The organism is Streptomyces sp. NRRL S-118, assembly GCF_000716335.1.
Classification (GTDB): Bacteria; Actinomycetota; Actinomycetes; order Streptomycetales; family Streptomycetaceae; genus Streptomyces.
Window position 1 is genome coordinate 263477 of sequence record NZ_KL591002.1, and the last position, 11259, is coordinate 274735.

General features: G+C 73.6%; 8 protein-coding genes. 4 read left to right on the top strand and 4 right to left on the bottom strand.

The features are described from left to right. Positions 1-230 precede the first annotated feature (230 nt). The 4 genes from IH00_RS0104620 to IH00_RS0104635 form a co-directional block, all read right to left on the bottom strand. Positions 231-2654, bottom strand: coding sequence for a transglutaminase TgpA family protein (locus IH00_RS0104620; protein WP_031069839.1), 2424 nt, complete (start codon positions 2652-2654; stop codon positions 231-233). Continuing rightward, positions 2651-4015, bottom strand: a complete 1365-nt coding sequence (locus IH00_RS0104625) for a DUF58 domain-containing protein (RefSeq protein ID WP_031069841.1) — start codon at positions 4013-4015, stop codon at positions 2651-2653. The genes IH00_RS0104620 and IH00_RS0104625 overlap by 4 nt, the downstream gene beginning before the upstream one ends. Next, complete coding sequence (locus IH00_RS0104630) at positions 4015-5043, bottom strand: AAA family ATPase (protein WP_031069843.1); 1029 nt, start codon at positions 5041-5043, stop codon at positions 4015-4017. The genes IH00_RS0104625 and IH00_RS0104630 overlap by 1 nt, the downstream gene beginning before the upstream one ends. 222 nt (positions 5044-5265) lie before the next feature. Further along, entirely contained in the window at positions 5266-5808 is a 543-nt protein-coding gene (locus IH00_RS0104635; protein WP_031069845.1) for a beta-class carbonic anhydrase, read from the bottom strand. A 373-nt stretch (positions 5809-6181) separates the two neighbouring features. On the opposite strand from IH00_RS0104635, the gene rsmH reads away from it, so the two are divergent. From rsmH to IH00_RS0104655, 4 genes are read left to right on the top strand one after another with little or no spacing between them, the layout of a single operon-like run. Continuing rightward, positions 6182-7138: a 16S rRNA (cytosine(1402)-N(4))-methyltransferase RsmH gene (gene rsmH, locus IH00_RS0104640; RefSeq protein ID WP_031069848.1), complete on the top strand. Its 957-nt coding sequence runs from the start codon at positions 6182-6184 to the stop codon at positions 7136-7138. A gap of 49 nt (positions 7139-7187) precedes the next feature. After that, positions 7188-7595, top strand: coding sequence for a cell division protein FtsL (locus tag IH00_RS0104645; RefSeq protein ID WP_031069851.1), 408 nt, complete (start codon positions 7188-7190; stop codon positions 7593-7595). Positions 7596-7599: 4 nt separating this feature from the next. Continuing rightward, positions 7600-9552 (top strand): peptidoglycan D,D-transpeptidase FtsI family protein, encoded by a 1953-nt coding sequence (locus tag IH00_RS0104650; protein ID WP_031069853.1) that lies wholly within the window; start codon positions 7600-7602, stop codon positions 9550-9552. A 17-nt stretch (positions 9553-9569) separates the two neighbouring features. Next, positions 9570-11258, top strand: a complete 1689-nt coding sequence (locus IH00_RS0104655; protein ID WP_031069854.1) for a UDP-N-acetylmuramoyl-L-alanyl-D-glutamate--2,6-diaminopimelate ligase — start codon at positions 9570-9572, stop codon at positions 11256-11258. The last annotated feature ends 1 nt before the right edge of the window (position 11259 follow it).

An 11259-nucleotide genomic window follows, 5' to 3' on the forward strand; every position in this document is an offset into this window, starting at 1 on the left:
CCGCTGGCCTGCCCGGCCATGCCGTACCTGCTCCGCAAATACCGCCGGCCCGCACGCCTCCCCGGCAGCCTGCAGGCTCCGGGCGCCCGCGCCGGGCGCCCCCGGTACCGGGCTCCGCAGGCACCGCCGGCCTGCCCGGCCATGCCGTAACGGGGGCTCCGCAGGCACCGCAGGCCCGTCCGGTCATGCCGTGCGCGCCGCCCGTGGACCGGTGGCCACGGGCGGCCGCGTCAGCCGCGCTGGCGGGACGGGCGGCGCAGGGGGCCCGACCAGCGCGTGGTCAGGCGGTGGCGGACCGCCGCCCAGCGGTCGGCCACCGCGGCCCAGCGGGCCGACAGTGCCCACAGCACCTGGACGGCCGAGCGCGGCGCCAGCGTGGCCCGCAGCCGCGGTACCGCGCCCAGCGGGGCACGCAGGCCGGCCCGCACCCGCGCCACGTCCTCGGCGAGCCCGGTCGCGGGCCGCGGCCGCGGCGCGTAGAGCACCTGCTCCACCGCGCCCGCCGTCCGGTGCACCGCCTCCGCCGCCGGACCTTCCAGCCCGCCCAGCCGCACGATGCGCTCGGCGGTCCGGCGGGGCGTCCGGGACTCGTCCGGCACGACACCGTGGTCCCAGGCCGTGTCGATGATCTCCCGCCAGGCCGCCAGCGTCCGGGCCGCCGCGTCCTCGGCGGTGCGCCCGGACGAACCGAGCCGGCGTGAGGTCACCCGTATCCGCCAGAGCATCGGCAGCAGGGGCACCAGCAGCGCCGCCACCACACCGAGCGCGATCAGCAGGACCGTCGTCAGGGGCGTTCCCGGGTCCGCGGGCGTCACCGCGCCCGGCGCCGCCGTCTCGCCGCACTCGCCCAGGCGCCGCATCTGCGGTGTGCAGCTCGGGTCGGCCGACGGCGCGGTGGACGGCGCGGCCGAAGCGCTGGCCTCGGGCTGCGCGGGTGCGGGCGCCTCAGCCGAGGGTGCCTCGGGCCGCGTGTACTCGGGTACCGAGCCCCGCGTCGGGGTCGGCTCGAACCGCAGCCACCCCACGCCCTCGAAGTACAGCTCCGGCCAGGCGTGCGCATCGCGGATGCCGACCGACATGACGCCGCCGCCCTGCTGCGTGCCGGGCGTGAAGCCGACCGCGACCCGCGCCGGTATCCCCAGCGTCCGGGCCATCGCCGCCATCGAGAACGAGAAGTGGACGCAGAACCCCTTCTTCGCCGTCAGGAACCGGGAGATGGCCGCGACTCCGGTGCCCGACGACACCTGTGTGTCGTAGGTGAAGCCGCCCTCGGCCGCGAACCAGTCCTGCAGCTTCACGGCCCGCTCGTAGTCGTTCGCCGCCCCCGCGGTCACCTCCAGCGCCGTGGCCTTCACGTCCCGCGGCAGCGAGTCCGGCACGCTCGTGTACTCGCGCGCCAGCGACCCGGGCGGCGCCGGGGCGTCCGCCAGCTGCTTCGGCGTCGGCTGCACGAGCAGACTGGTCACGGTGTACTGCTTGCCGCGCGTGGTCTGGCCGTCGTCGCCGACGAGCATCCGTCCCGCCGGCTCGTACCGCCAGCGCCCCTCGATGGCGACGGAGGTCGCCGGGTAGGGCAGCGGCAGCCACTTCTGCTCGTAGGAGTCGGCGGCCGAGAGGTTGGTGGTGACCGACACGCCGCCCACGGCCTCGCTCAGCCCCTCCGGGCGGGGCAGCTGCGCCGGGACGTCCTCGACCTTGCGCACCGACGATCGCCACGAGGTGCCGTCGAACTGGTCCAGCGCGACCATGCGCAGGTACATGCCGGAGGGGTCCTGGGCATTGGTGCGGTACCGCAGGACCTCCCGGTCGTCGGGCTGGTTCAGGTTGTCCTGGAGGGACACCAGCGGGTTCACCGCCGAGATGGTGCCCCCGCCGCCTTCGCCCCGGCCGCTGCCCGCGGTGTTCAGCAGCCCGCCGCTGAGCGACGGCAGCGCCGCCGGCACCACCATCGCGATGCCCAGGGCGACCACACCGATCCGCCGTCCCGTGCGCACCGGCGCGGTCGTGCCGCCTCCCGGCGCCAGCAGCCCGGTCGGGCCGTTGCCCCGGGACGGCGCCGCGCCGCCGAACACCCGCCCCCACTGGGAGAGCCGGTCCCGGCCCTCCGCCAGCAGGAGCACCAGGTAACCGGTGGCCGCCAGCAGGAACCACAGCCAGGTCGCGCCGCCGCCCGACAGCCCGGCGGCCACCGAGTACAGCGCCAGCAGCGGCAGCCCCGCGGGTGCCGCACTGCGGAAGGTCACCGCGAGCGCGTCGACCGCCAGTCCGATCAGGAGCACGCCGCCGATCAGCATCAGCCGGATGCCGGCGCTTGCCGGGGCCGGTATCGCGTACTGGCCCACGTCGTCGGCGCCCGCCCGCAGCAGCTCGCCGAGCCGCTGAACGGCCTCGGGCCCCGGCACGACGGCCGCGAGCGCCTGCTCCCGCGCGAAGACCACCGTCAGCATCACCACGGCCAGCACGGCCTGGAGCACCACGATCAGCGGCCGGGCCAGCGGAACCCGCCGCGCCAGCGCGCCCACGACGCTCTGGATGCCCAGCAGCAGTGCCGCATGGGCGATCCAGTCGACCTCGTCGACCAGCGGCACCAGCGCGCCCGACGCCATCAGCGTGGCGGCGTACGCGCACAGCGCGAGCCTCGCCCGACCGCTCATGACCAACTCCCCGCGAACCCTGTCGTACCGCCACCCGGCGCACCCGACTCCAGCGGCGCCGAACCGGCGTGCCGCCACACCTCGGCGAGCGACGCCCGCGGCGGCACGGCCACCGCCGTCCACCCGGCCTCGCGCAACCGGCGCACGGCGGCGGTCGCGGCCCCGCCCACCGGGCGTCCGTTCGACCAGGAGCCGCTGTCCAGCACGAAGGCGACAGCACCGCCGCTGCCCCGCCGCATCCTGGCGGCCATCGCCGCCTGCTCGTCGTCCAGGTCGCCGATGAAGGCCACCAGCTGCCCTTCGTTCCCGCTCCGCAGGACGTCGAACGCGCGCGACAGGCCCGCCCCGTCGGAGTGGTCGACGACCGCGAGCGTGTCCATCAGCAGCCCGGCGGCGTCCGCGGAGTCCTGCGTGGCCCCGGCGAACCCGTCGGCGCCCTCTCCGGGCAGCACGCTCCCGGTGTCCGTCAGCAGCCGCACCGCGAAGCCCCGCTCCAGCATGTGCACCAGCACCGAGGCGGCACCCGAGACCGCCCACTCGAAGGCGGAGTCCGGCCCCGCCCCCTGGTACGCCACCGCGCGGGTGTCCAGCAGAACCGTGCACCGGGCACGCTGCGGCTGCTCCTCGCGCCGCACCATCAGCTCGCCGTGGCGTGCGGTGGACCGCCAGTGCACCCGCCGCAGGTCGTCGCCGTAGCGGTATTCGCGCGGGATCACGTCGTCCTCACCGGCCAGGGCCAGCGAACGCTGCAGGCCGTCGCCGTACCCCGCGCCCTCACCGGCCAGCCGCACCGGCGGCAGCGGCTCGGTGCGGGGTATCACCGTGAGGGTGTCGTACGCGCTGAAGGAGCGCGTCAGCTCGCACATCCCGAAGGGGTCGTTCAGCCGCAGTTGGAGCGGACCCAGCGGGTACCGGCCGCGCAGGTCGGAGCGGACCCGGTACGACACCTCGCGCCGCCCGCCCGCCTCGACCCGGTCCAGCACGAACCGGGGCCGCGGCCCCAGGACGTACGGCACGTGGTCCTGGAGCATCAGCAGGCCGGTGGGCAGCCGGGAGACGTTCTCCATCCGCAGGTGCACCCGCGCCTCGCCGCCCGCCGCCACGCGCCGCGGGGACAGCCCCCGGCCGGCGGTCACCCGGTAGCGGGTGCGGTACAGCACGAGCACGCACACCAGCGGCAGCACCATGAGCAGCAGGCCGACCCGCAACAGGTCGCCCTGCCCCAGCACGTACGCGCAGACCGCCGCCGCCACACCGGCCGCCAGGAACGACCGGCCGCGCGTGGTGAGCCCGCCGAGGGCGTCCCGGACACCGCCGCCCCGGCTCTCGCCGTCCGCGGCGGCGGGTGCGGGGGCCGCCATCAGAGCCGCCGGACGCCGGGCTGCGGCCGGCCGTAGTGCGGGGCGGGGGCCGCGGGCTGCTGGGCGGCGGTCGGCACCGGCGTGCGCTGGAGTATCTCCATCACGACCTGCTCGGAGGTGCGCCGGTTCAGCTGGGCCTGCGACGTGGGCAGCAGCCGGTGCGCGAGGACCGGCACCGCCAGCGCCTGGACGTCGTCCGGCAGGGCGTAGTCCCGGCCCTGGAGCGCCGCCGACGCCTTCGCGGCGCGCAGCAGGTGCAGCGTGGCGCGCGGCGAGGCGCCCAGCCGCAGCTCGGGGTGGGTCCGGGTGGCCCCGACCAGGTCCACGGCGTACCGCCGGATCGCCTCGGCCACGTGGACCGTGCGCACCGCGTCGATCAGCTTCACGATGTCGTGGGCGTGCGCCACCGGCTGCAGGTCGTCGAGCGGTGACACGGAACCGTGGATGTCGAGCATCTGCAGTTCCGCCTCGGGGCTCGGGTAGCCGATCGAGACACGGGCCATGAAGCGGTCGCGCTGCGCCTCGGGCAGCGGGTAGGTGCCCTCCATCTCGACCGGGTTCTGCGTGGCCACCACCATGAAGGGGCTGGGGAGTTCGTAGCTCTGCCCGTCGATGGTGACCTGCCGCTCCTCCATCGACTCCAGCAGCGCCGACTGCGTCTTCGGCGAGGCGCGGTTGATCTCGTCGCCGATCACGATCTGCGCGAAGATCGCGCCCGGCTTGAACTCGAAGTCGCGGCGCTGCTGGTCGTAGATCGAGACGCCGGTGATGTCCGACGGCAGCAGGTCGGGCGTGAACTGGATCCGCCGGACCGAACAGTCGATGGACCGTGCCAGCGTCTTGGCCAGCATGGTCTTGCCGACGCCGGGCACATCCTCGATGAGGAGGTGTCCCTCGGCGAGCAGCACGGTCAGCGAAAGCCGTACGACCTCAGGCTTGCCCTCGATCACAGCCTCGACCGACCTGCGGACACGTTCCGCTGTGGTGGTCAGATCTGTGAGGCTCGCTCGATCGTCATAGGTCGTCACCCGGCCCTCCTCGGCCCGTTCCATGGGCCGTGCGCGGCTGACGGCCCGGCCCACCCTTGAAACACGGACACCGTCTCCGAACCATTCAGCGACGGTGTCTCCCCCCGCATTCTTGTTGGCGTTACCCGTGCGTGTCACTCGGCTGTGGATAACCCTGGGCGATATGTCGGAGGTTGCGGTGCTACGGGTGGTGCCGGGCTCCGGAAATCGGTCGGGAATCGGTCAGGCAGCCGGGTCGATCTCGCGCAGCAGACCCGTGTGGACGTCGAACACGAAGCCCCGCACGTCATCGGTGTGCAGCAGGAACGGCGACGTGCGGACCCGCTGCATCGACTGCCGTACGTCCTGGTCGACGTCGCGGAACGCCTCGACGGCCCACGTCGGACGCTGCCCGACCTCGACCTCCAGATCCTGGCGGAACTCTTCGGTCAGCTTCTCCAGGCCGCAGCCGGTGTGGTGCACCAGCATCACGCTGCGGGTGCCCAGCGCGCGCTGGCTGATGGTGAGCGAGCGGATCACGTCGTCGGTGACCACGCCGCCCGCGTTGCGGATGGTGTGGCAGTCGCCCAGCTCCAGGCCGAGGGCGGCGTGCAGATCGAGCCGAGCGTCCATGCAGGCGACGACGGCGACCTGCTGCACGGGGCGGGCGTCCATCCCGGGGTCTTTGAAGCCGGCGGCGTAGCGCTTGTTCGCCTCGACGAGACGGTCGGTGACCGTACCGCCGGTGCGGACATCGGTGGTCGAGGTGTGCGCGGAAGTCGACATGCCTCCGACGTTAATGGTCACAGTGGCCGGAAGCCTGCAGTGAGACGGGACAAAGAACATCAACGTGTCTTGTTGTGAGGTAACCCACAGGCCGGTCCGCTCAGCCCCGTACGGGTGGGATGTCCGCACTCGTCCGGCTCGCGTCCGCGCCCCCGGGCGACGCGCTGGCCGGTTGATTGACCGGGCGGGGGAGTGGACTAAAGTGACGCGAAGTTCACGGAGACATTGAGCGAATCACAGAGAATTCCGCAGTTTCTCCCCCGCGTGTGCGGCGGTACGTACGGCTCGGCCTCCTTCCGCTCGCCGGTCGGCCGACGCCCGACCCGGCCCCGGCCCGGCAGTACGTGCGGCCGCGCCGAATCTGGAAGGGCGCATGAGCGAGACCCGACACGTCCCGGTGATGCTCCAGCGGTGCCTGGACATGTTGGCCCCGGCGCTGGGGGAGTCGGGTGCGGTCGTCGTCGACTGCACGCTCGGCCTCGGCGGCCACAGCGAGGCGCTGCTGACCCGCTTCCCCGAAGCCCGCCTGATCGGCCTCGACCGGGACAAGGAGGCGCTGCGGCTCTCCGGCGAGCGGCTCGCCCGCTTCGGCGACCGCGCCACCCTCGTCCACGCCGTGTACGACGAGCTCCCCGCCGTGCTCGAACGCCTCGGTCTGCCCCGCGTCCAGGGCGTCCTCTTCGACCTCGGCGTCTCCTCCATGCAGCTCGACGAGGCGGACCGCGGCTTCGCCTACGCCCAGGACGCCCCGCTCGACATGCGCATGGACCAGACGACCGGCATCAGCGCGGCCGAGGTCCTCAACACCTACCCGCCCGGCGAGCTCGTGCGCATCCTGCGCCAGTACGGCGAGGAGAAGCAGGCCAAGCGGATCGTGGCGGCGGTCGTACGGGAGCGGGAGAAGGAGCCCTTCACCACCAGCGCCCGGCTCGTCGAGCTGATCCGCGACGCCCTGCCGCAAGCCGCCAAGCGCACCGGGGGCAACCCCGCCAAGCGGACCTTCCAGGCCTTGCGCATCGAGGTCAACGGCGAGCTCTCGGTCCTGGAACGGGCGGTCCCGGCCGCCGTCGAGGCACTCGCCGTCGGCGGACGCATCGCCGTGCTGTCGTACCACTCGCTGGAGGACCGGCTGGTCAAGCAGGTGCTCACGGCGGGCGCCACCAGCACGGCCCCGCCCGGCCTGCCCGTCGTGCCGGAGCAGTACCAGCCGCGGCTCAAGCTGCTGACGCGCGGCGCCGAACTCCCCACCGAGGAGGAGATCGCCGAGAACCGCCGCGCCGCCCCGGCCAGGTTCCGGGCGGCGGAACGGATCAGGGAGGACGAACGGTGAACCACGGCTGCGACACCGGCCGCCGCGGCGGGGCGAACGGGGCGTCCAGGTGACCGGAGCGGGACCTCTGAAGGGACGGGCCGCGCGGCTCGCGCGGTTCATGCCGTCCGGGCCCACCACCGCGGCCCGCACCCCCTTCGTCCTGCTGGTCGTCCTGCTCCTCGGCGGCGGCCTGATCACCCTGCTGCTGCTCAATTCCTCCCTCAACGAGGGCTCCTTCAAGCTGAGCGAGCTCAAGAAGAGGACCACCGAGCTCACCGACCAGGAGCAGGAACTCCAGCGGGACGTGGACGACCGCTCGGCCCCCGACGCACTCGAACGCCGGGCCAGGGAGCTCGGCATGGTCCCCGGCGGCAGCCCCGCCTTCCTCGACCCCGACGGCACCGTCCGCGGCGTCCCCGCCCCCGCGACGTCCCCGCCCGCGCAGCCGCCCGCCTCCACGACCCCCGGCAGGTGACGCAGTGCCCCCGACGCAGCCCCCGCGCCGACGCGTACCGGCCCCCGCGCGCCCCGACGGGCGCCGCCCGCGCCGCACCCCCGGCCCGTCCGGCAGGACGCCCGCCAAGGCCCGCCCGCGCACCATGCGCCTCGCCAGCCCCCGGCCGCGGCTGCGCCTGGTCAGCCTCGGGCTCACCCTCGTGATGCTGGCCTTCGTCGTGCGGCTGCTCCAGGTCCAGGCCGTCGACGCCGACGCGTACGCCGCCAGGGCGGAGAAGAACCGCTACCTGAGCCATGAGCTCACCGCCGAGCGCGGCGAGATCACCGACCGCGCCGGCATCGCGCTCGCCGCCAGCGTCGACGCGTACGACATCACCGCCGACCCCAAGATGTTCACGCCCGAGGAGAGCAAGGCCCCCGACGCCCCGGAGCAGGCCGCCGCCCTCCTCGCCCCCATCCTCGGCAAGGACCCCGCCGAGCTGGTCAAGAAGCTCAAGGCGCCCAAGTCCCGCTACACCGTGCTGGCCCGCCGCCAGACCCCCCAGGTCTGGAACCAGATCAAGGACCTGAAGAACGTCTTCGCCGAGAAGGCCCGCGCCGAGAAGGCCAAGGGCGGCCCCGGCGTCAGCGTCCTCGCCGGTGTCTTCAACGAGCCCAGCAGCACCCGCGTCTACCCCAACGGCAGCCTCGCGGCCGGGATACTGGGGTACGTCAACGCCGACGGCCACGGCGGCGGCGGCCTGGAGTCCATGCTCGACGAGGAACTGGCCGGCAAGGACGGCGAGATCACCTACGCCCAGTCCGGCGGCCGCCGGGTGCCCACCGCGGGCGCCCGCGAGACGCCCGCCGTCCCCGGCTCCGACATCGAGCTGACCATCGACCGGGACATCCAGTGGGCCGCCCAGCGGGCCATCACCGAGCAGGTCGAGGCGTCCGCGGCCGACCGCGGCTACGTGATAGTGCAGGACGTGCGGACCGGCGAGGTGCTGGCCATGGCCAACGCGCCCGGGTTCGACCCCAACGACCTCTCCGGGGCCGACGCCGCCGCCATGGGCAACGCCGCCCTCCAGGACGCGTACGAGCCCGGCTCCACCAGCAAGGTCATGTCGATGGCCGCCGTCCTGGAGGAAGGCGTCGCCACGCCCTCCACCCATGTCGTCGTGCCCAACCGGCTGCACCGCGGCGACCGGCTGTTCAAGGACGACATCGACCACCCCACCTGGTACCTGACGCTCAACGGCGTCCTGGCCAAGTCCAGCAACATCGGCACCATCCTGGCCACCGGCCAGCTCGGCAGGACCCAGGCCGAGTCGAACCGCATCCTCCACTCCTACCTGCGCAAGTTCGGCATCGGGCGCCCGACCGGCCTCGGCTACCCCGGGGAGACGTCCGGCATCCTCGCCAAGCCGCAGGACTGGTCCACCTCGCAGCAGTACACGATCCCCTTCGGCCAGGGCCTGTCCATCAACGCCATGCAGGCGGCGTCCGTGTACTCGACCATCGCCAACGGCGGCGTCCGCATCGAGCCGACCCTGGTCCGCGGCACCAAGGGCCCCGACGGCCGGTTCACCCCGGCCCCCGCACCGGGGAAGACCCGCGTCGTCAGCGAGAAGACGGCCAGGACCCTCGCCGCGATGCTGGAGTCGGTGGTCGGCAACGAGGAAGGCACCGGCACCAAGGCCGCCATCCCCGGCTACCGCGTCGCCGGCAAGACCGGCACCGCCAACCGCGTCGACCCCGAACTCGGCCGCTACAAGGGCTACACCGCCTCCTTCGCCGGCTTCGCGCCCGCCGACGCACCGCGCGTCACGGTCTACTGCGCCATCCAGAACCCCACCCGGGGAAACTACTTCGGCGGCCAGATCTGCGGCCCCATCTACAAGAAGGTCATGGAATTCGCCCTGAAGACCCTGCAGATCCCCCCGACCGGCGAGGAAGCCGCCCGGCTGCCGGTCACCTTCCAACCCGGTGAGTGAGCCGACGGGAGCCCCCAGTGACAACCACCACCCCCGACCCCGCGGGCCGCTCCGGCACCCGTACCGCACCGGCGGCCTCTTTTGGCCCGATGACGGGTACGCCCGGTACGCTCACCGCCGTGCCACACGCTGATCAGTCCCGAACCACCCCGAAGGACGTCCCCGTGAAACAGCAGGGGGCTCCCCGCCCGGCCCAGGTCCGCCCCACACCCCTGGGCGAACTCGCCGCGCGGCTGGACATCCCGGCCCCGGGCAGCGCGGAGGTGTCCGGGATCACCCACGACTCGCGGGCCGTACGCCCCGGTGACGTGTACGCCGCGCTCCCGGGCGCCCGCCTCCACGGCGCGGACTTCGCCGGCCAGGCCGCCGACCTCGGCGCCGTCGCGATCCTCACCGACCCGACCGGCGCCGAGCGCGCGGCCGCCACCGGCCTGCCGGTCCTGGTCACCGAGGACCCCCGCGGCCGGATGGGGGAGCTCGCCGCCGACATCTACGGACGGCCGGGCGGCGACCTGCTCCAGATCGGCATCACCGGCACCTCCGGCAAGACCACCACCGCCTACCTCGTCGAGGGCGGCCTCAAGGCGGCCGGGCACCGCACCGGGCTGATCGGCACCGTCGAGATGCGCATCGGCGACGAGCGCATCAAGTCCGAGCGCACGACCCCCGAAGCCACCGACCTCCAGGCCCTGTTCGCCGTGATGCGCGAACGCGGCGTCGAATCCGTCGCCATGGAGGTCTCCAGCCACGCCCTCGTGCTCGGCCGGGTCGACGGCTGCGTCTTCGACGTCGCCGTCTTCAACAACCTCAGCCCGGAGCACATGGAGTTCCACTCCGGTATGGAGGACTACTTCCAGGCCAAGGCGCAGCTGTTCACCCCGCGCCGCTCCCGGCAGGGCGTGGTCAACCTCGACGACGCGTACGGAAGGAGGCTCACCGAGGAGGCGTCCGTCCCCGTCGTGACCTTCTCCGCCGAGGGCCACCCCGACGCCGACTGGCGTGCCCAGGACGTCGAGATCGGCCCCCTGGGCAGCACATTCACCATCCTGGGCCCCAAGGGCGAGCGGGTGACCGCCAAGGCGCCGCTGCCCGGCCCGTTCAACGTCGCCAACACCCTCGCCGCCGTCGTCACCCTCGCCGTCGCCGGGGTCGACCCGCAGACCGCCGCCGACGGCATCGCCGCGGTCCCCGGCGTCCCCGGCCGGCTGGAGCGTGTCGACGCGGGCCAGCCCTACCTCGCGGTCGTCGACTACGCCCACAAGACGGACGCCGTCGAATCGGTCCTGCGCGCCCTGCGCAAGGTCACCGACGGCAGGCTGCACATCGTGCTGGGATGCGGCGGCGACCGGGACGTCACCAAGCGCGGCCCCATGGGCGCCGCGGCGGCGCGCCTCGCCGACACCGCCGTACTGACCTCCGACAACCCCCGCTCCGAGGATCCGCTCGCGATCCTCGCCACGATGCTCGCGGGCGCCGCGGAAGTGCCCGTCCACGAGCGCGGCGAGGTCGTCGTGTTCGAGGACCGGGCGGCCGCGATCGCCGCAGCCGTGGCCCGCGCCCGGCCCGGGGACACCGTGCTGGTCGCGGGCAAGGGCCACGAGCAGGGCCAGGACATCGCAGGGGTGGTACGCCCCTTCGACGACCGGCAGGTGCTGCGCGAGGCCATCGCGGAGCGCGCCAATCGACACGAGAACAGTCAGGGATGAA